25 protein-coding genes are annotated in these 24245 nt (G+C 44.2%); 14 read left to right on the forward strand and 11 right to left on the reverse strand.

What is annotated here, in order from left to right; all coding sequences use genetic code 11:
• Positions 1-47 precede the first annotated feature (47 nt).
• The gene (locus tag VME0621_RS05325) at positions 48-908 is read right to left on the reverse strand and encodes an SDR family oxidoreductase (protein WP_062456374.1); all 861 of its coding nucleotides are present in this window, start codon (positions 906-908) and stop codon (positions 48-50) included.
• A gap of 162 nt (positions 909-1070) precedes the next feature.
• Here VME0621_RS05325 and VME0621_RS05330 point away from each other — a divergent pair, with 162 nt between their 5' ends.
• The 3 genes from VME0621_RS05330 to VME0621_RS05340 all read left to right on the forward strand — a co-directional run bounded on the left by VME0621_RS05330 (position 1071) and on the right by VME0621_RS05340 (position 3517).
• Positions 1071-1985, forward strand: a complete 915-nt coding sequence (locus VME0621_RS05330) for a LysR family transcriptional regulator (protein WP_062456377.1) — start codon at positions 1071-1073, stop codon at positions 1983-1985.
• Between the two features lie 99 nt (positions 1986-2084).
• Entirely contained in the window at positions 2085-2849 is a 765-nt protein-coding gene (locus VME0621_RS05335; RefSeq protein WP_062456379.1) for a hydratase, read from the forward strand.
• Positions 2850-3058: 209 nt separating this feature from the next.
• Positions 3059-3517, forward strand: coding sequence for a hypothetical protein (locus tag VME0621_RS05340; RefSeq protein WP_062456382.1), 459 nt, complete (start codon positions 3059-3061; stop codon positions 3515-3517).
• 74 nt (positions 3518-3591) lie between these two features.
• Here VME0621_RS05340 and VME0621_RS05345 read toward each other — a convergent pair whose 3' ends face one another.
• The gene (locus VME0621_RS05345) at positions 3592-4446 is read right to left on the reverse strand and encodes a lipase secretion chaperone (protein WP_062456385.1); all 855 of its coding nucleotides are present in this window, start codon (positions 4444-4446) and stop codon (positions 3592-3594) included.
• A 3-nt stretch (positions 4447-4449) separates the two neighbouring features.
• The gene (locus VME0621_RS05350; RefSeq protein ID WP_051868086.1) at positions 4450-5382 is read right to left on the reverse strand and encodes an esterase/lipase family protein; all 933 of its coding nucleotides are present in this window, start codon (positions 5380-5382) and stop codon (positions 4450-4452) included.
• Positions 5383-5692: 310 nt separating this feature from the next.
• On the opposite strand from VME0621_RS05350, the gene VME0621_RS05355 reads away from it, so the two are divergent.
• Positions 5693-7021: a sphingomyelin phosphodiesterase gene (locus VME0621_RS05355; protein WP_062456388.1), complete on the forward strand. Its 1329-nt coding sequence runs from the start codon at positions 5693-5695 to the stop codon at positions 7019-7021.
• Entirely contained in the window at positions 7018-7989 is a 972-nt protein-coding gene (locus VME0621_RS05360) for a hypothetical protein (RefSeq protein WP_062456391.1), read from the forward strand. Before VME0621_RS05355 ends, VME0621_RS05360 begins: the two co-directional genes overlap by 4 nt.
• Positions 7990-8049: 60 nt before the next feature.
• Here VME0621_RS05360 and ahpF read toward each other — a convergent pair whose 3' ends face one another.
• Positions 8050-9642: an alkyl hydroperoxide reductase subunit F gene (gene ahpF / locus VME0621_RS05365; protein ID WP_062456394.1), complete on the reverse strand. Its 1593-nt coding sequence runs from the start codon at positions 9640-9642 to the stop codon at positions 8050-8052.
• A 211-nt stretch (positions 9643-9853) separates the two neighbouring features.
• Positions 9854-10411: an alkyl hydroperoxide reductase subunit C gene (gene ahpC / locus VME0621_RS05370; RefSeq protein WP_006069782.1), complete on the reverse strand. Its 558-nt coding sequence runs from the start codon at positions 10409-10411 to the stop codon at positions 9854-9856.
• Between the two features lie 274 nt (positions 10412-10685).
• Here ahpC (VME0621_RS05370) and VME0621_RS05375 point away from each other — a divergent pair, with 274 nt between their 5' ends.
• Positions 10686-11180 carry a YcxB family protein gene (locus VME0621_RS05375; protein ID WP_038227573.1) on the forward strand — a complete coding sequence of 165 codons (495 nt, stop codon included), beginning with the start codon at positions 10686-10688 and terminating at the stop codon, positions 11178-11180.
• Positions 11181-11396: 216 nt separating this feature from the next.
• On the opposite strand, the gene VME0621_RS05380 is transcribed toward VME0621_RS05375, so the two are convergent.
• Positions 11397-12599: an alpha/beta hydrolase gene (locus tag VME0621_RS05380; protein WP_062456397.1), complete on the reverse strand. Its 1203-nt coding sequence runs from the start codon at positions 12597-12599 to the stop codon at positions 11397-11399.
• A gap of 376 nt (positions 12600-12975) precedes the next feature.
• On the opposite strand from VME0621_RS05380, the gene VME0621_RS05385 reads away from it, so the two are divergent.
• Together VME0621_RS05385 and VME0621_RS05390 are read left to right on the forward strand one after the other, a co-directional pair.
• Positions 12976-13320 carry an antibiotic biosynthesis monooxygenase family protein gene (locus VME0621_RS05385; RefSeq protein ID WP_062456400.1) on the forward strand — a complete coding sequence of 115 codons (345 nt, stop codon included), beginning with the start codon at positions 12976-12978 and terminating at the stop codon, positions 13318-13320.
• Between the two features lie 87 nt (positions 13321-13407).
• The gene (locus tag VME0621_RS05390; protein ID WP_082795468.1) at positions 13408-14115 is read left to right on the forward strand and encodes an ArsR/SmtB family transcription factor; all 708 of its coding nucleotides are present in this window, start codon (positions 13408-13410) and stop codon (positions 14113-14115) included.
• A 114-nt stretch (positions 14116-14229) separates the two neighbouring features.
• Here the strand turns inward: VME0621_RS05390 and ahpC (VME0621_RS05395) are convergent, their stop codons facing one another.
• Positions 14230-14787, reverse strand: coding sequence for an alkyl hydroperoxide reductase subunit C (gene ahpC / locus VME0621_RS05395; RefSeq protein WP_006069782.1), 558 nt, complete (start codon positions 14785-14787; stop codon positions 14230-14232).
• A gap of 251 nt (positions 14788-15038) precedes the next feature.
• Here ahpC (VME0621_RS05395) and VME0621_RS05400 point away from each other — a divergent pair, with 251 nt between their 5' ends.
• Positions 15039-15470, forward strand: coding sequence for a GNAT family N-acetyltransferase (locus tag VME0621_RS05400; RefSeq protein WP_062456403.1), 432 nt, complete (start codon positions 15039-15041; stop codon positions 15468-15470).
• A 142-nt stretch (positions 15471-15612) separates the two neighbouring features.
• Here the strand turns inward: VME0621_RS05400 and VME0621_RS05405 are convergent, their stop codons facing one another.
• Together VME0621_RS05405 and VME0621_RS05410 are read right to left on the reverse strand one after the other, a co-directional pair.
• Positions 15613-16995: a sensor histidine kinase gene (locus tag VME0621_RS05405; RefSeq protein WP_062456406.1), complete on the reverse strand. Its 1383-nt coding sequence runs from the start codon at positions 16993-16995 to the stop codon at positions 15613-15615.
• Positions 16979-17653, reverse strand: a complete 675-nt coding sequence (locus tag VME0621_RS05410) for a response regulator transcription factor (protein WP_006069772.1) — start codon at positions 17651-17653, stop codon at positions 16979-16981. Before VME0621_RS05410 ends, VME0621_RS05405 begins: the two co-directional genes overlap by 17 nt.
• Positions 17654-17817: 164 nt before the next feature.
• Here VME0621_RS05410 and VME0621_RS05415 point away from each other — a divergent pair, with 164 nt between their 5' ends.
• The 5 genes from VME0621_RS05415 (at position 17818) to VME0621_RS05435 (ending at position 21778) form a co-directional block, all read left to right on the forward strand.
• Positions 17818-18315 (forward strand): GlcG/HbpS family heme-binding protein, encoded by a 498-nt coding sequence (locus VME0621_RS05415; RefSeq protein ID WP_031495903.1) that lies wholly within the window; start codon positions 17818-17820, stop codon positions 18313-18315.
• Between the two features lie 161 nt (positions 18316-18476).
• Positions 18477-19481: a protein-methionine-sulfoxide reductase catalytic subunit MsrP gene (msrP, locus tag VME0621_RS05420; RefSeq protein WP_062456409.1), complete on the forward strand. Its 1005-nt coding sequence runs from the start codon at positions 18477-18479 to the stop codon at positions 19479-19481.
• A complete protein-coding gene (msrQ, locus tag VME0621_RS05425; RefSeq protein ID WP_062456413.1) occupies positions 19478-20095 on the forward strand; it encodes a protein-methionine-sulfoxide reductase heme-binding subunit MsrQ in 618 nt (205 codons plus the stop codon). The genes msrP and msrQ overlap by 4 nt, the downstream gene beginning before the upstream one ends.
• A 63-nt stretch (positions 20096-20158) precedes the next feature.
• On the forward strand, positions 20159-20722 hold the full coding sequence (locus tag VME0621_RS05430) for an HdeD family acid-resistance protein (protein ID WP_006069768.1): 564 nt from the start codon (positions 20159-20161) through the stop codon (positions 20720-20722).
• Positions 20723-20839: 117 nt separating this feature from the next.
• Entirely contained in the window at positions 20840-21778 is a 939-nt protein-coding gene (locus VME0621_RS05435; protein ID WP_062456416.1) for a LysR family transcriptional regulator, read from the forward strand.
• 84 nt (positions 21779-21862) lie between these two features.
• On the opposite strand, the gene VME0621_RS05440 is transcribed toward VME0621_RS05435, so the two are convergent.
• Both VME0621_RS05440 and VME0621_RS05445 read right to left on the reverse strand, forming a co-directional pair.
• The gene (locus VME0621_RS05440) at positions 21863-23134 is read right to left on the reverse strand and encodes a DUF1254 domain-containing protein (protein WP_062456419.1); all 1272 of its coding nucleotides are present in this window, start codon (positions 23132-23134) and stop codon (positions 21863-21865) included.
• An 80-nt stretch (positions 23135-23214) separates the two neighbouring features.
• Positions 23215-23982, reverse strand: a complete 768-nt coding sequence (locus tag VME0621_RS05445; RefSeq protein WP_062456420.1) for a hypothetical protein — start codon at positions 23980-23982, stop codon at positions 23215-23217.
• Positions 23983-24245: the final 263 nt, after the last annotated feature.

The raw sequence follows: 24245 nt of genomic DNA on the forward strand, positions 1-24245 counted from the left end.
GGTAGAGGAGAGCCAAGGCTCTCCTCTATTGATAGACCAAAATTAGATTATTTCTCAATAACCGATGCAAATTCTTCAGCAAAAGCACGGAAGGTTCTTGGCTTTTTGCCGGTAACTTGCTCGAAGGTAGTTGTAACTTCTGCGTAATGACCCTCACCAAACCACGCCATTATCTCCGCAAGTCTTTCAGCACTCCAGTCATCCATCCCCGCCTCTTTCATTGCCGCTTCTGCTGCTTCTTGTGGTACAGCAACGTAGTCAATTTGCTTTCCAGATACTTGCGTTAATATCTCTGCTTGCTCGGCAAACGTTAAGGCCTCAGGACCGGAAATAAGATAAGTCTGATTCTCATGTCCAGGTTGAGTTAATGCCGCAACCACAACAGCCGCCACATCACGAATATCAATCACACTCTGTTTTGCTTGCGCAATCGGTAAGAAAAATTGTCCCATTGCGTTGATCGTCCCAAGACTGCCATATAGGTTTTGGAAAAAGGAGTTAGGTTGCACGATGGTATAGGCAATGCCCGATGCCTTTACAATATCGTCTGTTACAACATGCGTGCGAATAATTTCTGACCCCGCGTCAGCTTTTGCTCCCATACCAGATAGTTTTACAATAAGCTCAACACCTGCTGCCTTGGCTGCCGCAACCGTATTTTTCATCCACTGCTGATTGTTTGGATGGGCTGGCATTGCTACATAGATCTTTTTGATGCCTTTCATTGCCTCAGTCATGGTATCGACATCGTCGTAGTTGCTCACGCGAACTTGATCTGGGTTGAGATCTAACTTGGTAGCAGCGTCGAGATTTCGTGCCATAACACCAAAGCTTGCACCAACCTGTTTAAGTTGACGAACCACTTCTGAACCTGTGTTACCTGTTGCGCCTAGTACTAGAATTTCCATCGTGACCCCCTTAATCGTCTTATCTATTGAACCTTATAGTGCAGCATAGTTTGAGAGTGCCGCGTCGGTATGTCGTAACTATAGCCAATACCAAAAACATTGATTAGAAGGTTAAAATGAACTTTACTATCCCATATATGGGATGAATAGATAATCAATACAATGAAAGAACTCTCGGCTTTACCGTTGTTTGCCAAAGTTGTAGAACTCAGTAGCTTCGCTGAAGCAGCACGACAGCTCAATGTGCCCACTACAACAGTCAGCCGCAAAATACAGCAACTTGAACATGATCTTGGTGGCAAGCTGTTGAATCGTTCCACCCGCTCCCTGTCTTTGACCGAATTGGGTATTCAAGTTCTTCCAAAAGCTCAGCTTATCGCCGACACGGTCGCCGAACTATATAGCGATGCAGAAGACATGGCCAATCAGCCTATTGGTACATTGACCATCACCGCACCGAAAGCTCTGAGCCAAGATTTACTTGCTCCTATGTTTGCTGAGTTCAGAGCGCTATATCCAACCATTCGCATCAACTTGGCATCATCAAATCGTTATCAAGACCTTACCAAGCAAAGTATCGACTTCGCTTTTCGGCTTGGTCCATTGCATGATTCCAGTCTCGTGGCGTTAACTTTGTCTCCTGTGAAATACGTATTAGCCGCTTCAACGCAATACATAGATAAATATGGAGAACCCAAACACCCGTTAGAGCTATATCAAAAACCGTGTATTAAGAATCACGTCGAAGGCTATTTTCTCCCTTGGCGTTTTGCTCGCAATAGCGAAGAAATAGAAATCACCCACAACTCAGAGTTGATATCCGATGACTTCAACGTCACAAAAGAACTCGCCCTTCACCATGCTGGGATCTGTTACTTACCCTACTCGCTGCTGCGCCAAGAGATCCAATGCGGTGCTATAAAAACACTTCTTGAACCTTGGGTTCCACAAGATCGAACCATGTTGTTGGTGTACCCAGACAAGCGTCATTTGCCACTTAAGTCTCAGCTTTTTATTGAATTTATACGTAACAAGCGCAGCGAATTTAGTAAAAAGTTGGCGGGGACAACAGATTAGAAATTCAGTTGCGAAAAACTCGTGACTTCATGATCTCATCACCTATTTTGCTGGAAACATTTGCTATATGATTAAAAGATACAACACAGGTGATATTATATGACAAATATTTTTCAGCAAGCTGCCTCTGAGCTGCTAAGCCGCCGTGTAGCGGGAACCAAAGCACCACGACTGAATGAACTGCAACGTCCAAATACCTTGGATGACGCACTACAAATCCAATCTTCAATGATCGATATGCATAGCGATGAAGTTGGAGGATGGAAGTGTCTCCTGCCTCTATCCGATGACCAATTTATCGTTGCACCAATTTTCTCTAATAGCGTGCAAAAAGGAGAAATCTGTGAGCTCTTTGCCGACAATAATACCGCTCGGATAGAGCCTGAGATCGCATTCCTCCTGTCAAAATCGTTACCCGCAAAACCTGATGGCTATAGTGAAGAACAGATCAATGATGCCATTGGCTCTTGCCATATGGCATTGGAACTTATGCAATCTCGCTATGCCGATGATAGTGGCGCTGAGTTTTATGAGAAATTAGCGGACTGTTTGGTTAACCAAGGATTGTTCATTGGGCCAGAAATTGCTCGTGAACAAGCTTTTGATGCTAGTACCATCCAAATCACCGTATCTCAAGATAACAATGTGCAGACGTTCGCCGGAAAACATCCAAACAAGCTAGCACAGACTCCGATCTACTGGCTCATTAATGCAATGACTCGTCGTGGTATTGAGTTTAAAGCGGGTGAAGCAATTATTACTGGATCCTACTGTGGCATTATTGAAGTAGATTTTGATAAGCCTACGACAATTGACTATGAAGGGTTAGGTATGTATCAAGTTGCCTTTAAAGAGAAAAACTAACACATCAACCAAGTGGCTATCTTGATAACCGATTCAAGGTAGTCTCTGCCAATCTGTCACTCTTTAATAAGCTTCTTGGATAAGAGCAGAAGCGCTATCTACTTTCCTGTAGCACATTCTTTCCAATTTAATATACAACCAACATAATAATGAGCTACGTTTAACAAACTAAATTCCCGTCTCTCATTTACAAGTACAGCGAGGTTGCTATGGGCAAACAGAGAAATTGGAAACGTGAGCATCAGGAAATGCGTCAATTTAGATCAGAAGCTAGGCAGTACTTGTATCAATGCAAAGGCGAATACTTAGGCAAGATGATGGCGTTTGCGTATGACGGTAAGCAAGCAGTATTCGAAGCAAGTGGTTATATTCCCGGCAAGAATTATCAAGAATATGCACGTGAGTTTGCCGCTGAAGCTCCTTGGAGAAGTTTAATTCGAAAAAACCTAACCCGACAATTTTGTGACTGTGCTGAAGCCCATGTTTGGTTTGAAATAGTAGCCAGAGGTAAAAACCCAAAGAACTACATTATCGGAGCCCTGAACGAAAGAGGGAATTTTGCCTCACCTTGTCAAAACTGTGCGCTTTGGGTCGATAGCACATTTAAAGCCGTGTACCGAACTACGCCAGCCTATGAGGGTAGAACGAAACAGGTTCCTGGGGCATAACCATCAAAAAATTGCTTTTGAGTTTTGGTGCTTTAAGAGAAAAGCACCAATATTTCATTTAATTTATTGTTCAACTATTCACCCTGCCCATCATGAATCCGCTCTAACGCCTCAATCCTTCGCCACTGATTCTTATCAAACAGCGGTTCTCTAAGGTCGTTAATAGCCTGAGCTTTTTCTGCATCATTAAATGATGCGTTATTCAATATGTCGGCTCTCGCCACTAGATAAGAGTCGAACTGCTGGTCAAAATCAGCACGTTTTTGGTCCAGCGTCATTAACCTTTCTGCGGCTTCACTACCCACCAGTGCCTCTCGAGCGATGTACTGACTTTGCGTATCCATAGCATTGGTATCATTGAGAGCCGTCAACACTGTGGCATTACGAAAGCTGTTTTGCAGCTCTGGTGACAGTTGGTTGAGTTCATTCTCCCAACGCTGTTGATACTCCTCTGGGGTTTGTGCCGACTCTTTAATGGCTTTTTTAGTCAGGGCGAGTTCACGCAGTAGATTCTCTTCACCAAACAAACGCTCTTGTTCATCCGCAGTGAAAAATTCACTTTGCATTAGTAAGATTTGCTGGTGCAGGTCTTGAAAATTTGTAGCTTCGTCACCGTTTCGTTTGAGCGCAGCTAGTGCAGCTTTGTATCGCATATATTTTTCGAACAACTCTGGCTCAAGCTGTTCAGAGCCATCCCGTTGCTGACTGTAGTGTTCAAACCGCTGCTCTATCGTATCGGTGTCGTTGTCGACAAGCCCCGAGATAAAATACTCGAAGGTATCACGCTCTGATGCGTTGTCGATTTGAGTATCAAGCTGAGAGCTCACTTTGAGCGAGTCATGATCATCCGCGTCGAACACAGAGAACAATCCTGCTGCTATCACCACCAATAAGGCCATCACTGCTGTTGTTTTGGAGAACCTGTTCATGGCCTAAAGTCCTTGTTGCTGCAGACGGTTAGCATGCTGTCGATACAAGGTCTTAGGATCCGTTTCAAACAGATGGTGGATACCGAGTAGACCATTGATTTCATCTAGGTGGTTCATCTTGTAATCATCACGGATGACTCGACCTAAATGAGTACTGCACCTTCCTACTAATCCATCATTAGGTTCATCAAACGTTAAACCTAGGATAAACATTGCGGGATCAGCCGGGTCTAGCACATTAGTGTAAGTCGAAGTCCCTGTCCATGAGTAGTAGTACACACCGTTTGTAGCTTGCCATTCACCATCACCACAAGACGACTTTGGCACGCCTTCTGGATAATGCTCATTAAAGGCCAGCGACCCTTCTGTGGTGAGCGCCTGCAATGAGCTCAAACCATCTTGTGGTAAGTCACTACCTCCAGATAACACACCAATGATCGTCGTAAGTGCACTAGCCAGTTCAACAGCGATTGCCTCAGACACTGAGTCTTCCGGTACGGTATTTCGCACTATATCCGCAACTTTCGACCCTTTATTCACGCCTCCAATACTGGTGACTGACGCGACCATTTGCGGTGCAACTGATGCAACATATCTCGCCGTTGGCGCGCCATGGCTATGACCTATTAGATTTACTTTGTCGGCACCCGTGATCGCCAAGACATTTTCCACTTGTGCTAGAAGCTGTTCACCCCGTACTTCCGAACTGTTGGTCGCCGAGATTTGGGCAACATAAACCTTTGCTCCGCTTTTGCTCAATGCTTGAGGGATACCATAGAAATAATCGAACCCTGCTAGTGAATCAAAACCAAATAAGCCATGAACTAGCACAATTGGGTATTTGGTTTCGGTATACCCTTTGCTCGACCAAAAACTTATCGCCTGTGCATTCCATGCGATTACGCTACATAAAATGAATGTGAAGAACGCTTTCATTTAACACCTCCTTGTCAGACCTCCGATGAGTGATTGAGCGTAGATTGCACAACTCTAGCCCGCCAAGATAATGTTACAAAATTGTGAAGTTATGCCGAAAAATATGCTGTAGATACACCAAAATCGACACCTAAGATGACAAGAATTGGAAGAATAGCGTGGTTTATTCTAGCAAACCAAACCAATCTTGAACGAAGTTCACAATTAAATAACAAAATTAGCAAGTTTTATTTGCTTAATTCAAATTTAACGCTTGAGTAACATTTATCAATCAGAATCATTACTCTAACTCAAACCATGGATAAGTAAGATGAAGTTTTCACAGTGGAATCTTTTACTCAGTGGCTTAATCGCCTTGCCAGCCTTGGCAGACACTGATGTGTACCTAACCAATAACTCAGATCAGCCGCTAACAATCCAGATCAGTCATGAAGGCACTGATTTACTGAAAGAGGGAGAGGAATGGCAGCAACATGTTCAAGTTCTAGCCCCTTGGGAAACAAAGTCGATACTGAGCTTTAATCGTTGGGAAGGCGTGAAATCGAATCAGACTTATCGCTTCGAAACCATAGTCTCGAATCCTCACGGTGAAAGCGTATCACTTAATCAAGTGATGGAGGGTCACTGGTACAATTCAACCATAGAGTATGGAATGTCCGCTGCCGACGTCGACTTAACCTTAAAAGATGATCGAAATATTCATCGCCAAAACACAAACTCATTTGGCAGTCTCAATACAGAATTGGCGTTCAAATCAGCAAAGACCGCACGCTACGATGACTTGTACTACACCATTACCCCTGCTCATGTTGATGAAGAGGTCGATAACGACGAACAGAACTTAAAGCTAATGACCTATAACATCTGGGCACTTCCCGCTATCGCCTCTCATATTGGAGACCGATATGAGCTAATTCCAGAATATGTGAAGGGTTATGACGTACTTGCTCTACAAGAAGTGTTTGCTAGTGGACGCGACGCATTCTTAAGAGAGCTTGCCAAAGAATACCCTTATCAAACGAAAATGTTGGATAAGGAAGGGATCAATATTTACGACGGGGGCGTCATCATTGTTAGTCGCTACCCCATCGTTAATGAAGCTCAGTACGTATTTCCAGATTGCTCCGGAACCGATTGTTTTGCCGATAAAGGAGTAAACTACGCAGAAATCATTAAAGGTGGTCAGGCTTATCATGTATTTGCAACACATACCGCATCATTTGATACCGACACCGCTCGTGATTATCGTCAGCGCCAGTTCAAACAAATACGTGCATTAGCCCAATCTCTCGATATCCCAGCAAATGAAACGGTAATCTACAGTGGTGACTTTAATGTCAATAAACTCAAGTTCCCAGATGATTATCAACAAATGATGACAAACCTAAACGTGTCTGAACCGCAATATTCTGGCTATACCGCATCAACATTCGACCCTCGGATCAATGATTTCGCCGGTGGGGCACTGTCAGGTGGTGCTAATGTTGAATATCTCGATTACGTCATGGTCAGCAATGAATATGGTACAAAATCGTATAACGACAACCGAGTTGATGTGCCTCGCATAACGGATGAGAGTCTATGGAAACACTATAATCTCTCGGATCACTTTCCCGTTACGGCTGTTATAAAGCCATGAACAAATTCACGCTAATCATTGTGTCCGCCATCTTGGTGGGCACGGTTTGGTGGTCATTCGACAACAACCATCCACAAGTCAAACAAGCTACGGCATCCGTTGACATTACCTCAACGATTTCAAAAACAACGACAGCCGACATTTTAGTACCTGTAGAACAAACATCGTTTACACCATCCATAAATAAACAAGGCGAATCCGACATTCAAGCGACCGCAGCAGCTTTCAATAAGGCGAGAGGTCGCGATTTAATCTCTGACATCGAGTCGTTTTGGCGTCAATGTAACTTAGCTGAGAACTGTGATGTATTACTAGATAATCTGGCTCTATTTCTCACACCTGAACGGTTTTATCTCATTGAAAACTATCAACAACTGAACAACCAATGGCAACAAACACTTGGCAACTTATTGTTTGATGAACAAATATCATTAGCCGCACGTATCGAACAATTAAAAGCAGAGGCGAGAAGAGTCTGGGGTCAACTGGCTGACGTCATGTTTGAAGATGAATTTGCGCTGTATGATTTTACCATTCAGAGTAAGCATTTGGAGGTGGGAGCTCCAGAGTACATTTCGGCAGAGGATTATATTCAGAATTTTGAAGACCTGATGCAGGCATGGCAGGAAAGAGCAGAATCATTAGGACTGGTGAGCAACCAAGCGAAGTTTGAACAAGCTGTTACTCTTGTACCTGAAAATCTCAGTGAATCAGAGCGTGAAGCTTTGATTAGCGAGCTAGAACACCATTTCCTGACCCCCCAACAGAGTGCAGAGATCGCAACTCGGCAGCAGCAGGTCACTCAACAACAAGCCGTCGTCAGTAACTACCAGAGTGAACTACAGCGCCTAGAAGCTTCCCTTGAACAACAAAGAGTGACGCAATTTTCGGGGTTATCACAGGATGAGTGGCAACACTACTATGCCCGGCAAGTTGCTGATTTTCGTCGGGCGTTTTTTTCTCAGTAACAAAACGAAAAAGCGCTGCTCTCAGTTGAGAACAGCGCTATGAAAATAGGTTATTTAACCTTAAGCCGTTTCAGCTTGCTTCACAGGAGCTGGATTACGAATCAAGAAATCAAACGCTCCCAAACTAGCTTTTGCCCCTTCACCCATTGCGATGATGATTTGCTTGTATGGAACAGTGGTGACATCACCTGCCGCAAAGACTCCCTTCATGCTGGTTGCACCATGAGCGTCTACTTCAATTTCTCCGCGAGGTGACAACTCAACTTTTGTCCCTTTCAACCATTCACTATTAGGAACTAGGCCGATTTGTACGAAGATGCCAGCAAGTTCAATATGCTTGATTTCATCCGTATTGCGATCTTTGTACTCAAGACCAGTAACACGCGTACCATCACCCAGAACTTCTGTGGTTTGTGCCATCGTGATGATGTCGATATTCGCCATGCTATTCGCTTTGTCGATAAGCACTTGGTCAGCGCGAAGTGTATCAGCAAACTCCAGAACCGTTACGTGCTCCACAATACCCGCAAGATCAATGGCTGCTTCAATACCAGAGTTACCACCACCGATAACCGCGGTACGTTTACCTTTAAATAGTGGGCCATCGCAGTGAGGGCAGTACGCCACACCTTTGTTACGATATTCTTGTTCACCCGGTACGTTCATTTCACGCCAGCGAGCACCAGTACTTGTGATCACAGAGCGAGCTTTTAGTACTGCGCCGCTTTCTAGTACTACGTGGGTGTAACCGTCATCGGTATCTTCTGAATCGATGATGTTTGCAGCACGCTGCTCAGTGATGACTTCAACGCCGTACTCTTTAACGTGCTCTTCAAGGCTTGCCACCAGCTTAGGACCTGTGGTCGCTTTCACTGAAATAAAGTTCTCTATTGCCATGGTGTCCATCACCTGACCACCGAAACGGTCAGCAACCACACCAGTGCGGATACCTTTACGAGCTGCATAGATAGCCGCTGAAGAGCCCGCAGGGCCGCCGCCCACGACAAGAACATCAAACGGTGCTGTTTCATTTAACTGATTAGCTTTTTTCTCCGCTGCACCTGTGTCTACTTTGTTTAGGATTTCATTTAGTGACATGCGGCCTTGACCGAATAGTTCACCGTTAATGAATACACTTGGTACCGCCATGATATCGCGCTGCTTCACTTCCTCTTGGAACGCTGCACCGTCGATCATAGTGACGTTTACCAGCGGGTTAATTGCCGCCATCATGTTGAAGGCTTGAACTACCTCTGGACAGTTCTGGCATGATAGAGAGATAAAAATCTCGACATCTAGCGGTGAGCTCAGCTCTGCGATTTGCTCAATGGTTTCCGCTTCTAGCTTGATTGGGTGGCCACCTGTGTGCAGTAGCGCTAGCACAAGTGACGTAAATTCGTGACCCATTGGCAGACCGGCAAAACCAATAGCGGTGCCCTTCTCTGGGTTAATAACGCGCATGACTGGCTTGCGAGGGCTTGCAGCGTCGTCGCGAACGACGTCAATTTTGCTGCTAAGTGATGCTATGTCGTTAGCAAGAGATTCGATCTTGCTCGCAGTATCACTGTCATCAAGGCTGAGAACTAATTGAACTTGGGTTTTTACGTTTTCTAAATACGCTTTTAGCTGCTGCTTCATTGCTTGATCTAACATACTGATACCTATTCTATAAGACTGCTTAACATCAGAAGGAATTAAAAAGGGAAAAATAAAAGGGGACCCTTTTGATGTTTGGTTATTCACTAAAATGATGGTTTAAGGGTGCACGCCCCCACTTTTACCTGCCAATGGTAGAAGCAATAAAAGTGACGACGGGGCGTGCAACACGGACTCGATATTCCGCTTAAGCTAGAGTGTGATTAGCTTAGATTTTGCCAACTAGGTCTAGAGATGGCGCTAGTGTTTCTTCACCTTCTTTCCATTTCGCTGGGCAAACTTCACCTGGGTTAGCCGCTACGTATTGTGCTGCTTTCACTTTACGCATTAGGTCTTCTGCGTCACGGCCGATGCCTTCTGCAGTGATTTCCATTGCTTGGATGACGCCTTCTGGATCAACTAGGAACGTCGCGCGGTCTGCTAGACCTTGACCTTCACGCATCACACCGAAGTTGTTAGTGATAGTGCCTGTTTGGTCACCAACCATGTAGTAGTTGATTTTGCCGATAGTGTCTGAGCTGTCGTGCCACGCTTTGTGAGTGAAGTGCGTGTCTGTGGATACTGAGTAAACTTCAACACCGCGCTCTTGAAGCTCTGCGTAATGGTCAGCTAAATCACCAAGCTCAGTTGGGCATACGAATGTAAAATCTGCTGGGTAGAAGAAAAATACTGCCCACTTACCTTTTACATCTTGCTCTGTAATTTCTACGAATTCGCCCTGTTTGAATGCAGTTGCTGAAAATGGCTTGATAGTTGTGTTGATCATAGTGATTACTCTCTCAAAGTGTTCGTATTGTTTGTTTTGGCACTGTCCTGCGCCGATGTATATATATTGCAATGAGAGCGTGTTTTTGAAAATTCGTCCTTTCCTATCTATTTGATAGGGGTTTCCTATCAAAACACTTTCTTGATTAAAAAGTAGGTAGAGACGAAGAGGGGCAAAAACAATTAAAACAACACACCGTTAAGCGATACAATACTCTCGCTGCACGGCCGTAGCATGAAATACTCACTCACAGAAAGGTCCAAAGTAACTGCCTATGTCTAAAGATTATGATTTCACTACAGAATACACGCTCGACAAGACCTTTTTTGCGGAATGCTTTGATCAAACTAGCCACCCCGCTACATTTCCAAAAGCTTATTATAAAGGGATGCTTTTTCTAATTTTTGGTGTAGTACTCGTAAAATTTGAGCTGCTTCCAAGTGGTTACGTGGGTTGGTTCTTTATTGTCTTGAGTATTATTGAAGCTTTAAGTGTTTATTTTAAAAGAACTTGGTGGTTGTGGAGGCAAACACTCAGTACGAGTTCTGGCGGTAAAGTGCAACTTAAAATTAACTCTGACGGTATGAGTTATAAAAGCGGCAAGAACACCCGAAACATCACTTGGAATGATATTGATCAGCTTGAACAAAGCGATTTGGGTTTTATCCTTCATATAGGCAAACAACGCCAATACGTCAGTAAATCTTGCTTAAATGATGAAGTGATTGACTTTATGATCGAGCAACACTCAGAATCAAAAATGAACTAGCATCGATGTACATAGGATAGGTGCGATGAAATGGAAATGAACAGGGGCGTCATTTCCAATCAGTTAAGAGTGTTAGGACAGGCAGTCATTTAGTTAAAGTGGCCGCATCGTATCACTGATAGTTTGGATGACGGCAACTTTAGAGCAATAGAACTAAGGCACTATGCAGGCTCAACAAAGCTGTAATCTCAACAAAGCTGCCTAAGTTTAGTTATCTTACATGTACCTAAGGAAAAAGTTAGTAATCGCCAACTCAGCTTCTGCTCCATCCGGGCAATGACCTGAGTTACCGAAGTACGCCACTTCACCTCTTGTTGAAAGCCCTGCTGTATACCTCATTTCTTCCGGCGGGTTCACCATGTCATCTTTGGTATTAATCGCCAATACAGGAATATCGGTTTCATTAGATTTAAAGCCTTTAGTCATTAGTGCTAATGGAATCGTCCATTGTCCGTAAGAATTAAGATCGCTGACATCTTTGACACCAATTCGATAACCGTAAGACATCGATGACATGAGCGGGGCGTGATGAAATACCTGCGTATCTGTCAGTACATCAGTCACTACTGCACAGCGAGCAACACCCGCTTTGAGTTGTGGAGTGTTGAGAATGAATGTCATCAATGGAACGCCACCACCCGATGAACTCAGCGCTCCGACATTGTTGCTATCCAGCCTTGAATCAGATTTAACGTACGCTAATGCCGCTTGGTGGGCCTGATCTTCTTTACCCAGCTCAATAATGATGTTGTTGTTCAAGCCGCCACCAGGAATATCAAAAGTCAGCACAGCAAAGCCTTGCCTCAAAAGGGTATCAATTGCATCACGGTGTTCAGTCAGAATTTTATCGACCCCTCCTGTGTAAAGGATAACGCCGGGCTTCTCGGCACCTTTGGGGATATGTAATAAACCCGTGATCGAACCTTTAGTCGTGAGCGGCATCTCCACGCGCTCTACATCAATAGTAGGGCTCAATGCTTCTGCTTTAAGATACATATCAACCGATCGCTCTATGGCTTCGTGTTCGTGCTCTGTCATGTGGTTTGGGTATGAAGCAATTAAGTACATCATGGATGCCTTACGATACGACTCATAATCACTTGCTGAGTTTGCATAATCATCAGCAGCTTGAGCGAATTCATATGTCCAGTGACCCGCTTCGTTTGTGTTGATGAAATCGCGCAGCGGTTCACCCGAATCAATCTTAACTAACGTATCTCGTATGTCTTGCTCGGATACAACGTGAGTCCAATTTTCCATTCTTAGCTCTCGAAACCATTGTGATTGGTCTACTTCAAGAGCTTGTTCTCCTCGGAATTTCTTATGTGCGTCAATGTTGTTTGAAGTAGTTGCAAAAGCCAGTGTCGACAATGTCATTAGGCCTAGTAATACGCTTAGGGAGAGATGTTTCTTTTTCATACCATACTCTTTTCATGTCAGTGGATTAATTCAATACATGTAGAGTATTCCTATGAATGTCGAAAAAACGTCGATATATGACTCTCACTTCAAACAGTATGTGGAAAGTACCGTAGACACACTGAATTTACATCACCGCTTGTATTAGTCGATGACAAGCAACTTCAAATACTTGCCAGCATGGTAAACGCAGAGTGAGGTGATCATTTACGGTGTCTCTGAGAGCACTAACTCTTAAAGGGTACCCTCTCAGCGTTCTTGTTTGATATTGAAGCATGGCAGTTTCGACGATCACATTTCGACACCCAACGAAGTATCCATAAATTTGGTCGTTACAATAAACGCACCAATCCAATCAGATTAACGAGAATAAACCATGATTGCTGTGATCTTCGAAGTTCAAATTGCCAAAGGCCAGTCTGACGAATACTTAGATATTGCTAATAATCTAAAACCATTACTATCTGAAATAAAAGGGTTTATTTCAGTTGAACGCTTTCAAAGCCTAACCAATGAAGGAAAAGTCCTTTCTTTGTCATTTTGGAAAGATGAAGAGTCTATTCAAGAGTGGCGCGCTTTAGAAGCCCACCGATTTGCGCAATCCGAAGGACGTAACACCATATTTGAAAACTATCGACTAAGAGTGGCAGGTGTCGTCAGAGACTATGGTATGAATCAACGCGCCGAAGCGCCTGAAGATAGCGTTCACACTCATGGATAACGTACTAATTGGTCTTAAACATTTGATAGTCATCCGTAGTCGCTATACAGTGACCGTCTAGGTCAGAACAGCGTAGGTAACCCATACGTGAGTAAACAAGATCCGTTTTTTAGTGAACCTAAAGTCCACAGCCAAGAGGCCAATATGGCAGCATTAGCTGCTGCCATGTCTGATGTTTCAAGGATGAAGATACTATGTGCTCTTATGGACGGGCGAGCCTGGACTGCGACAGAGTTAAGTGCCGTCGCTGACATTTCTCCATCTACAGCCAGCTCACATCTAGCTCGTCTAATGAAAGCCAATGTTGTCACTTGTTTATCCCAAGGTCGACACCGGTACTTTCGCCTTTATAGCAGTGACATTGCTTCATTACTGGAAAGTATGATGAATATTACTTTTCAACCCAACAACCCTGCGCGTTCGAAAATCCCAAAAGAGCTCTTGAAAGCAAGAACTTGTTATGACCATTTAGCCGGAGACGTAGCAGTAAGACTCTACAACTGCCTAATATCAAACCATTGGCTCGAAAGTGATGGAAGCGACCTAACCCTACAAGGTAAAGAGAAGTTTCTGAAACTTGGTATTACCGTCGATGCCAAAACTAAGCGGAAAAAATGTTGTCCATGTTTAGACTGGAGTGAGAGGACATTTCATCTAGGCGGCTACTTAGGCGCCTCTATCCTTGAATTTTTAGAAAACAATGGCTGGATTGAAAGAGTTCCCGGATACAGAGAGGTGATAATTACACCTAAAGGCCGCCAGGAACTTAAACGGCATTTTTCCATCAGCATATGACTCTGCGCTGGTATTCATCATAAAAGCTAAATAAAAACATGCCCCAATTCGCTATGCGATATTGGGGCATGCAACACGGACCCGATATTCCGTTTAAGCTAAGGCTTGTATGACTTAGATTTTGCCAACTAGGTCTAGAGATGGTGCTAGAGTCTCTTCACCTTCTTTCCATTTCGCTGGGCAAACTTCACCTGGGTTAGCCGCTACGTATTGCGCTGCTTTCACTTTACGCATTAGGTCTTCTGCGTCGCGACCAATACCTTCTGCAGTGATTTCCATTGCTTGGATAACACCTTCTGGGTCAACTAGGAAAGTCGCGCGGTCTGCTAGACCTTGACCTTCACGCATTACACCGAAGTTATTAGTGATAGTACCCGTTTGATCGCCAACCATGTAGTAGTTGATTTTACCGATAGTATCTGAGCTGTCGTGCCATGCTTTGTGAGTGAAGTGAGTGTCTGTTGATACTGAGTAAACTTCTACACCGCGCTCTTGAAGCTCTGCGTAGTGGTCTGCAAGATCACCAAGCTCTGTTGGGCAAACGAAAGTAAAGTCTGCTGGGTAGAAGAAGAATACAGCCCACTTACCTTTCACGTCTTGCTCTGTGATTTCTACGAATTCGCCCTGTTTGAATGCAGTTGCTGAAAATGGCTTAATAGTCGTGTTGATCATAATTTTACTCTCTCAATATGGTCTTGTAATTCGGATTGGCGCTGTCCTGCGCTGATGGGTTTATATTGCAATGCGAGAGCATATTTGAGAATTCGTCCTTTCCTATCTATTCAATTGGTAAAATCTATCAAACGAGCTTGGTGGTAAAACTTCGCTTAAAGCGGTGTGTTTAATAAGGAATTAACTGCTAGAATCCCCGAGCGGCTGCACACTTCATCAGTCAATTAATCAATCTAATCAGAGAGAACTCTATGATTGTCGAAAATGTGCTTCCCAAAGATTACGCTGAACTGCTTGATGTTTGGGAAAACTCTGTCCGAGCGACTCATGACTTTATAACAGAACAAGATATTGAGTTTTTTAAACCCATCATTATCGAGCAAGCTTTCCCTGCGGTAACATTGAAATGTGTTAAGAATACCAAAGGAGCAATTGTTGGTTTTGTTGGTGTTCATGAGAATAAGATCGAAATGTTGTTTGTCCTAGACCAACAGCGTGGACAAGGTACTGGCACAGTACTCTTGCGATACGCAATAGAGAAACTAGGAGCAAATAAAGTAGACGTTAATGAACAAAACCCTAGTGCTGTTGGCTTTTACCAACACCTGGGCTTTAAGATCAGCTCTCGATCACCTCTTGATGAGATGGGAAAACCTTTCCCAATTCTGCATATGACGTTGTAATCATCTCGGTACGTAAAACCTTGTCCGTGATTGACAAAATGCCAGAAGAAATGCCCAAAGCTAATAACTTTGGGCATTTCCGTATTGGTTCTTATGATCTCGCTCCCCCAGGGTTGCGTTCATATTACTTGGTCAGGGAAAATCACAACAAAATCGTGAACGTACTACCTACACCACATTCAGATTTCACCATCAACTGTCCTTCAAGATTCTCCACCATAGCAAGTGCCAACGATAAGCCAAGACCATAACCTTCGATATTGCTTCGGCTACTATCCACTCGATAAAGTCGCTCAAAAATAAGATCTTGGTATTTGGGATCAATACCAATACCGGTGTCTTGAATACTTATCTTAGCCTTGATGTTCGAGCTTTGTTCAGCCTTAATCGTCACACAGCCACCGGGTTCGGTATACTTGATCGCATTATCAACAAGGTTAACCAGTACTTGAGTCAGTTTATCCGGATCGGACTGGATAATAAGCTCATCGGCAACGTCACTGACTAACTGAATCTGTTTATCTTCCGCTACATCGTCGTACCAGCTTACTACCTTGGAAATCACGTCAGACACCTGAGTATCCACATTTTGTGGCTGGCGCTTTCCGGTCACTTCATCGTTTAGTTTCATTAATGCGGTCAACATATTGCTGGCCTGCATGGCATGCTCTGCACAATCGGCCAAAGCATCACGCATTGCTTGCGGATCAGCGTTATTCAGCAACGCACTTTGAGACGCGAGAGTAATTCGCGATAGCGGCGTACGTATATCATGTGCGATAGCGTCTACCGTCGTGTTTAACGTGGTGGTGACATGCTGTAATTTGGCCACGGCAGAGTGAACACTAGAGCTAATAACCGTAAGTCCTTGGCCACTCTCTGGCTCTGGTTCAGCGAACTCTAACTGCCCTTTTTTGAGCTTGTCTAACAGGTCTCCAAACGTCACTAACGGCGACATGGCACTTTGAATGATTTTACGAGTGAAAACAGTCGTCACTATCACCAATGCAATCAGTGCATAGAATGTCATTAACCATTGATTGTATGCGATATAGTCTCTGGCACGATTATCCAGAACCAACCAAAACTGCTGTTGCTCCCCTTTGATGCTTAAGGTCATATACGGATTGACAATAAAGGTGTCAAACCAAGAACGACTCTCATCAATCTGATAGTCAGCAAAGGGCAGATTAAGCACAACATTTTTATCACCCGCGACAAACGTTGGTCGAGACGAATTGTCTTGCGCCCAATAGGCAGCGATGTTGTTGTCGACCAGTCGGTGAGGGTTGGCTTCTAAAACATGAATTAAACGGTCACTCGAATCGTAGGTCAAAATACGCTGATACTCGGTCGACATGGACGTTAGAATCTTCTTTTCTGTTTGAAACAGATCGTAGAAAAATATCGCGCCTACAATTAGCTCCACCAGTAATAAACACAGTAGTAAGGTCGCCATAAAGCGCACTAAAAGATGTCGCTGCGTACCAGCAAGAGCTTGTTCAATACTATGACTTGAGGACATAACCGACACCTCTCAGTGTATGTATTAATGGTGTCGCGAAGCCTTTATCCACTTTGCTGCGCAATCGGCAAACTAACACATCCACAACGTTAGTTTGTGGGTCAAATTGATGCCCCCACACATGTTCAAGAATGGCAGTTTTCGACATGACGGTTTCTGGGTTTTCCAACAGTAACTTCATCAACATGAACTCACGTTGATTGATGGCGATATTTTGCTGTTCCCTTTGCAAAGTATGCTTCAGTAAATCCAAATTAAGAGGGCCATAATTCAGTTCTAATGCTTGAGGCGAAGGTGGCTTGCCCCGGCGCATCAAGGTTTGACACCGAGCGAGTAGTTCAGGAAAAGCAAATGGTTTAACTAAGTAGTCATCCGCACCCGATTGCAGTCCTTGTACCCGCTCTTCTACAGAATGCTTGGCACTCAATATGATGACTGGGGTAGCATGTCCTTGTCCTCGCAGCTCCGCCAACACTTCAAAGCCGTCTTTTTTAGGTAGCATAATGTCGAGAATAATGACATCAAAGTCTGCGGTAACGGCTTCGTGCAATCCGTCTACACCATCTGTTGAATGCGTTACCGTGATTCCTTCTTGCTGGAAGCCATTCACTAGAAATTTCGCGATATGGCTATCGTCTTCGATCAGTAGAATTTTCATTAACGTCCATGTACCTCTTAACCTTGGTCTGAATATACTTTATCAATATCCTTTCTCGAATATAACCAAGATTACAACTTTGTAATGTTCTAGAAAGCCTGTCGCAATCCTCCGTTGGTTACTATGAACTCGTTGAATAAAAACACGCTATTAACGGAGTAAACATGAAAACGACAACACTGACTGTATTCGCTGCAACCCTTGGTTTTCTGAGCCTTTCTAACAACGCGCTGGCCTCAGATGCACAAACAGTATCAATCACTCAAATTTCATCAAAAGCGGCATTCGAACTGGCTCATGAAGCGGTAAATCAATGCGAAGCGGATGGCTATAAAGTCTCCGCGACTGTTGTCGACCTATCAGGGAATGTGATTGCTCAGCTTCGTTCTGATGATGCAGGGATCCACACACTGGATAGCTCACGTAAAAAAGCCTTCACAGTGGCGAGTATGAAACAACCATCAGGTAACTTAATGAAGCTGATTGCCGACAAACCTATCATGCAACCGCTACAAAATATGGACGACAATCTGCTGTTCTTAGCAGGCGGTGTACCCGTTCAAGTTAACAGCGCAATGATTGGTGCGATCGGTGTTGGAGGCGCACCAGGAGGTCACCTTGATGTCGCATGTGCCGAAAAAGCCATTAAAAAATTCTTCTAAAAATAATCAGTTATAACCACAGCCTTTAGAACACGCATTTTGTTATGAATGCGTGTTTTTTTGATTTTTATGAAAGAGAATCGACATTGCTACGGTCTGCTCTAATCAACGTATCACCAATTTGCTGTTTACTTAAACGTGAATCACACTCGGGGAAGATTATGTGGATCAAAAAGAATCATCGCTGGGCTCTGTCTGAAAACGAAGCAACGCCAGAGTCTGTCTACAAAGAGCGTCGAGACATACTAAAGAAGCTCGGTATTGCTGTCGTCGGCATGCCTATCGCGGCTAATGCCCAAGCGGGCATACTGGATATCTTTTCTTCCGATGAGAAACCCGTCACTGATAGTCGAATTGATCTCAAAGCCACTAAACCACAACAATACCAAGCCGACCTTTCGTTAACGCCAGAAAGTAAGGTTCTGAAGTACAATAACTTCTATGAGTTTGGTACTGATAAATCCGACCCTGCGAAGAACTCGTCGGCGTTTGTGGCAGACCCTTGGACCATAGAAATCGACGGGCTGGTCAACAACCCAATGAAACTCGACTATGACGACATATTTAGTAAATTCACGTTAGAAGAACGCATCTATCGCCTTCGCTGCGTTGAAGCATGGTCAATGAACATTCCTTGGATTGGTTTTCCACTTGCAGACATCATTAAAATGGCCGACCCCAAAAGCGGTGCCAAATATGTTGCTTTTGAAACCCTCTACGACCCCAAACAGTTCCCGGCTCAAGGTTCATTTAGTAGCATTGAATACCCTTATATAGAAGGACTTCGCCTTGATGAGGCCATGAACCCTCTAGCTCTGATCTCGGTTGGTTTATATGGCAAAACACTCGCCCCACAAAATGGCGCCCCGCTTCGACTTGTTGTGCCATGGAAGTATGGATTTAAGAGCATCAAATCGATTGTTCGTATTCGTCTCACCGACCAAGAGCCACCAACAACGTGGAATCGTTTGGCTCCTAATGAGTATGGTTTTTACGCCAATGTGAATCCTAATGTCGACCACCCGCGTTGGAGTCAAGCCAGTGAGCGTTTCATCGGAGAAGGTAGTGTCCTCAGTACACGCAGGCAGCCAACTCTAATGTTCAACGGCTATGAAGAAGAAGTGGCGCATCTATATAAAAATATGGATCTGAGGAAGTTCTATTGAGAAAGCTAACGCCAAAAACGATCATCGCGCTAAAAGTCGTCATCCACGTTATATCATTGGCATTTTTAGCACTGCTTGTCATTGCTATTAATACCGATAACTTAGGTGGCGATCCGGTACAAGGCATCATCCATTACACTGGTATTAGCGCGTTGAATACCTTGTTTATTACTCTGCTGGTTTCTCCTTTGGCAAAATGGACTAAACAAGGTTTGCTTCTTCGCGTAAGACGGCTATTGGGACTGTACAGCTTCTTTTGGGCAGTGCTCCATTTGGTTGCCTTCGCGACGCTAGACTTAGGGTTGGATTGGAGCTTGTTGGCCTCTGAGATCGTTAAACGTCCATATCTCACCGTCGGAGCGGCAGTGTGGGTGATTTTGTTGCTGCTAGCGGTTACATCCACTCAAGCAATACAACGTAAAATGGGCGCAAGATGGCAAAAACTGCATAATTGGGTCTATTTAGCTGCCATCTTGGCACCGATTCACTTTTACTGGTCGGTAAAGTCAGAAGTGGCTGAGCCTACTATCTACATCGTAATCGCTATAGGTCTACTTCTCGCCCGTTGGAAGACATTGAAACAACGAGTGTTTCGAAAAATGCTATCCAGTTGAGCGATTGATGATTCTTAGACTAAGCTGAATATGCAACCAAAGCATTAATCTAAGAGGCGCTCAATGGTAGATTCAAACCAATCCCCACAAGCTCAGTTCCTTTCAAAAGGATGGAAGTATTTTGTTACTGTAGGCATCGTCGTTTCCCTCGCGGGTATTGGGGCAATGGCGTTACCTGTATTTGCTGGTGTCACCATCTCAACCATTATCGGTGCCGTACTCTTGTTCAGCGGGCTTGTGCAGGCTTATCACACCTTTTCGATAAATGCGTGGGGACAAAAGCTGTGGTATGTCTTAAGCGCGGTACTCTACATAATCGGCGGTTTATTCATCTTATTTAAGCCACTTGCAGGACTGGTCACCATTACTATGCTGATGGTGTTGGTGATGATATTAAACGGACTGACACGAATCTTCTTTGGGCTCGCCAACCGCAGCCTTCCAAGTAGTGGCCTCATCATTTTCAGCGGACTTCTGTCCGTCATCATAGGTGGTTACTTCTTCACGTTACTTGAAGACCCCGCTTTCTCCACTTCATTGCTGGGTACTTTCATTGGCATTTCTTTGCTAATTGAAGGAGTCAGCTTTGTCTTTTTAGGTATGAAGTTAAAACAGCTAAGCAACTAAAACTGGAAACGAGATTGCGAGAGGATTATAGCTTTACATGGTCTAGGTTAAGCTGGTCGAGTTACTTATGACATTGTAGTATTGAGTGAATACACATGACGCGGGATACCAGCCCAGATGGATGATAACCTATTAAGAAGGCTAGACTTTAATACACTAAAGCTGCTGAAAGTCCTTGGTGAAGAACGCAACACCAAACGCGCTGCCGACCGCATGTTTTTATCACAACCTGCGGTCAGCAAGCAGCTTAAAAAGCTCAGGGAAGAGTTTGCCGATGAGCTGTTTATCCGCAAGCAGTATGGATTAGAACCCACACCCTATTGTTTGGAGCTGCTGGAAAAGCTGCCTGCTCTGTTCGAGCTATTGGAAGATCTATTCTCTCGAAATCAACAATTCAATCCAGCGTTGTATACCGGTGACATTAGCATCGCCATCAATACCACTCTATACAGACCAGTATCCAGGCGTCTGTATCACCACCTTCGTCCTTTGCTGCCTAACGCTACGCTCAAAATCATCAACTGGGGGCAAGATACCGAGCACGATCTTAAGCTTGCACGCCTTCATATTGGCATCAATTACTTACCTCTAGATATCTCCAAACAGGTGATACAGAAAAAGCTGACTCATTGCTATTTCAAGCTAATTTGTCGAGACGGGCATCCAGTCCTTGAAACACAAAGAACCACACAAGATATTGGACAATATCCACTCGCATTGCTTCAGCTTCCTGACTTCAATAAGAAAGAAAACTTAATTGAAACCAAACTGCGAGAAGTTGGAATTACGCCGCAAGTCGGGCTTAGAGCGGACCAACTCAGTATCTGCCTACATGTCGTTGCTCAAACCGACTCAATCTTGCCTTGTGTCGACATTTTTGATGCTGATTTACCGCAAGGGACTCAGTTCTTCTCAGCTCATAAAGAACACCAACTAGGCAGTGATATTGGTGCCTTGATTCCAAGCAAACTCTCCAATGCGCCATTGGTGAAATGGTTATATAGCGAAGTTCGCACCGTATTTGAACAGCAGGAAAAGACTGTGCAAGAGCATTAATACCACAAACCCCACTGCGAACTAGTTTCCGTAACTAGCCCATTTACAGTGGGGCAAAAAGTATCAGCGTGGTTGTACGCTCAGTTAATTACCATAGTTAAACGTCGCTTTAGGAACCATCAAACTTTCCAGCTCGGTTCCCTTGTAGATAATACTTTGCGCAGTATTACCAGCTAGACCCGCTTGAGGTAGGTAATAGCGGACCACAAAGTAATAGTCCTCTCCATCGACCACTGGCATCCAATAAGTCCCATTTTCAGGGTTGTCGCTTGAGAAAGTAATGGTGACATTTCCTTCATCGTCTGGCGTAGTATTGCCACCAGCCCATACTTGACGGTCAGACCCACCTATCGTCGCTGGGTCCAGCGGTAAGCGCGTCTCATCAGAATAGCGCGTCACCGACCAGAACTTACCCACCGCTTGGTCATGAGGCATGGTCAACACAAAATCTTCGGAACCATTCAACTGCTTACCTTCAGGCGTCATTGGAATTAGCTCATAATAAGCGTGCTCAGCAGGGAATCCTAAGTGACCTAAATGAGTCAACAGCGAACGACGTCGCTCATCAGCAAGGTCATCAGCATGTCCTGGGTGCTCAAAACCGGATAAGTTATTCACCACCAAGCCAGATGTTCCTAGTTCGTGTACGTAATTGCGAACCTCATTAAGTCTTTGTTTATCAAAGCTGTCATCGGAAATAATGGTTTGCATATTACTATGCGTTTGTGCCCAACCATCTGAAATCTCATCGGCAAACTTAATTACAGCATGAATATTGTTGCGATCTGGCAACGCAATCTCAGACTTCGGCGCAAGGTTGTTAACCTCAATCTGTTTACGCCAAGCATCGGCAACACCACTATCGCGATACTCAAATGTCTGGACACGAATGAAAGAGAAAATAAGGTCGTCTTTCACCGTAATTGTATCGATATAATCGCCTTGTGGAATCGTATAGTCAGCGCCTTCTCGTACGATTAGATAAGTACCGCCAACTTCTGGTGTCACTTCGTGATAAACCGAGAAGTGCTCCGCATCCACCAAGTGCAGAGATGCGTAACGCTCTGATTCACGAGGGGGAACCGTCAACTCCACAGGACCTGCTGTTACATCCAGCATCGCTTTGCCATAAATATGGTCCAGTGCAGGGGTAATGACATCCCATGTGTGGTCTGCCAAACCTGGGAACTCAAAAGTATTCACTCCATTTTGCTCCATAAACGCGACCATATTTTCCATATGATGGTAGACACGTTGACCCGTAAGTTCTGCGTTCGTAGGAGTGGTATCTGCGGCGCTGACTACAGAGCCGAAAGACAAGGATGCTACTAATAAAGAGAGTGTTGTTTTTTTCATCGTCGTACCTATAAAACCGTTTGTGATTGCCTTAGCAATTCATTGGATTGTCGTCTTGATGGGTGGTAAGAAAGCCAGAGTTAGAATTGGTAGTTGTATTCCACTCTAAAGTCCGTGCCTTGTAGCACTTCGCCAAAGTTCCAGAATGCTCGCAGGTTACTTCGGTTGTTCAACTGATAGCTCGCCGCAATTTCATGCTGCCAACCATAAAAGTTACTGAAAGACTCCACTCCACCAAGTTGAGTGGTGTACATCGGGTTGTAGTTCAGCCAGATATCATCGGTAATTTCGATTTTTGAGTAGAAACCCACTAGAGCAAAACTCGAGGGGATGGTGTAACCGATAGAACCGTCATAATCCGGGCTCGGTTGAATCAAAGACGAATGAACATCCGCCACATTAATGCCAATTCCCGCTAGTGGATAAAACTGTACGGCGCCCATTTTTGGTAACGCTTGAATCAAGGAATAGGAAGCTGAGCCTAATTTGTTATCAAAGTCCCAGCTAAGATCAACTTGAGAGCCCAGCCCACTATTGATGTCGACATTAAAATGTCGATAGCGTAGTGAGTCGAAACTATCATCACCCTTTAGCCCCAAGCTGTCTGCAGCAAACCCTTTGGCTTCTAGTACATGCATCGCCATGGTTGAGTCATTATTGGTATCGTAAGCCTGACCAAACTTAAAGTTGATGCCTTTATTGGTCACGCCCATACCCGCTTGCGAATACACCGCTAGTGGGTCAGACATATCCTGATATTCGTCTGCCGTTACTGAAACTGAGGTAAAAGAAACCAATGCTGTTAAAATCGTCCAACTCAGCGGACTTTTTGCTGTTTGTAAATTCATAATTACTCTGATTTATTTCAAAAGCCCTCCTTAGCAAAAATAAATTATTGGACTTAATTACTTATTAAATTCAGGCAATTAATCCCAAGCAAACTCAGGTAAACCATACCTTCACCTGACAGAATGAATAATAAAACAGAGTTAACTGGTGTCTGAAATGACTCATTAAACTTAAAATATTACCTAAAGTAATATCTCGGATTTAACCGTAGAATGGATAGGTAGATGCGGCGAATAATGTGCAGCGACACCAATGATGTCGC

It is taken from the genome of Vibrio mediterranei, from assembly GCF_900088415.1.
GTDB lineage: Bacteria > Pseudomonadota > Gammaproteobacteria > Enterobacterales > Vibrionaceae > Vibrio > Vibrio mediterranei.

Coding starts and splice junctions, on each gene's coding strand:
- VME0621_RS05325 (WP_062456374.1), bottom strand. CDS start 908: ATGGAAATTCTAGTACTAGGCGCAACAGGTAACACAGGTTCAGAAGTG.
- VME0621_RS05330 (WP_062456377.1), top strand. CDS start 1,071: ATGAAAGAACTCTCGGCTTTACCGTTGTTTGCCAAAGTTGTAGAACTC.
- VME0621_RS05335 (WP_062456379.1), top strand. CDS start 2,085: ATGACAAATATTTTTCAGCAAGCTGCCTCTGAGCTGCTAAGCCGCCGT.
- VME0621_RS05340 (WP_062456382.1), top strand. CDS start 3,059: ATGGGCAAACAGAGAAATTGGAAACGTGAGCATCAGGAAATGCGTCAA.
- VME0621_RS05345 (WP_062456385.1), bottom strand. CDS start 4,446: ATGAACAGGTTCTCCAAAACAACAGCAGTGATGGCCTTATTGGTGGTG.
- VME0621_RS05350 (WP_051868086.1), bottom strand. CDS start 5,382: ATGAAAGCGTTCTTCACATTCATTTTATGTAGCGTAATCGCATGGAAT.
- VME0621_RS05355 (WP_062456388.1), top strand. CDS start 5,693: ATGAAGTTTTCACAGTGGAATCTTTTACTCAGTGGCTTAATCGCCTTG.
- VME0621_RS05360 (WP_062456391.1), top strand. CDS start 7,018: ATGAACAAATTCACGCTAATCATTGTGTCCGCCATCTTGGTGGGCACG.
- ahpF (WP_062456394.1), bottom strand. CDS start 9,642: ATGTTAGATCAAGCAATGAAGCAGCAGCTAAAAGCGTATTTAGAAAAC.
- ahpC (WP_006069782.1), bottom strand. CDS start 10,411: ATGATCAACACAACTATCAAGCCATTTTCAGCAACTGCATTCAAACAG.
- VME0621_RS05375 (WP_038227573.1), top strand. CDS start 10,686: ATGTCTAAAGATTATGATTTCACTACAGAATACACGCTCGACAAGACC.
- VME0621_RS05380 (WP_062456397.1), bottom strand. CDS start 12,599: ATGAAAAAGAAACATCTCTCCCTAAGCGTATTACTAGGCCTAATGACA.
- VME0621_RS05385 (WP_062456400.1), top strand. CDS start 12,976: ATGATTGCTGTGATCTTCGAAGTTCAAATTGCCAAAGGCCAGTCTGAC.
- ahpC (WP_006069782.1), bottom strand. CDS start 14,787: ATGATCAACACGACTATTAAGCCATTTTCAGCAACTGCATTCAAACAG.
- VME0621_RS05400 (WP_062456403.1), top strand. CDS start 15,039: ATGATTGTCGAAAATGTGCTTCCCAAAGATTACGCTGAACTGCTTGAT.
- VME0621_RS05405 (WP_062456406.1), bottom strand. CDS start 16,995: ATGTCCTCAAGTCATAGTATTGAACAAGCTCTTGCTGGTACGCAGCGA.
- VME0621_RS05410 (WP_006069772.1), bottom strand. CDS start 17,653: ATGAAAATTCTACTGATCGAAGACGATAGCCATATCGCGAAATTTCTA.
- VME0621_RS05415 (WP_031495903.1), top strand. CDS start 17,818: ATGAAAACGACAACACTGACTGTATTCGCTGCAACCCTTGGTTTTCTG.
- msrP (WP_062456409.1), top strand. CDS start 18,477: ATGTGGATCAAAAAGAATCATCGCTGGGCTCTGTCTGAAAACGAAGCA.
- VME0621_RS05430 (WP_006069768.1), top strand. CDS start 20,159: ATGGTAGATTCAAACCAATCCCCACAAGCTCAGTTCCTTTCAAAAGGA.
- VME0621_RS05435 (WP_062456416.1), top strand. CDS start 20,840: ATGGATGATAACCTATTAAGAAGGCTAGACTTTAATACACTAAAGCTG.
- VME0621_RS05440 (WP_062456419.1), bottom strand. CDS start 23,134: ATGAAAAAAACAACACTCTCTTTATTAGTAGCATCCTTGTCTTTCGGC.
- VME0621_RS05445 (WP_062456420.1), bottom strand. CDS start 23,982: ATGAATTTACAAACAGCAAAAAGTCCGCTGAGTTGGACGATTTTAACA.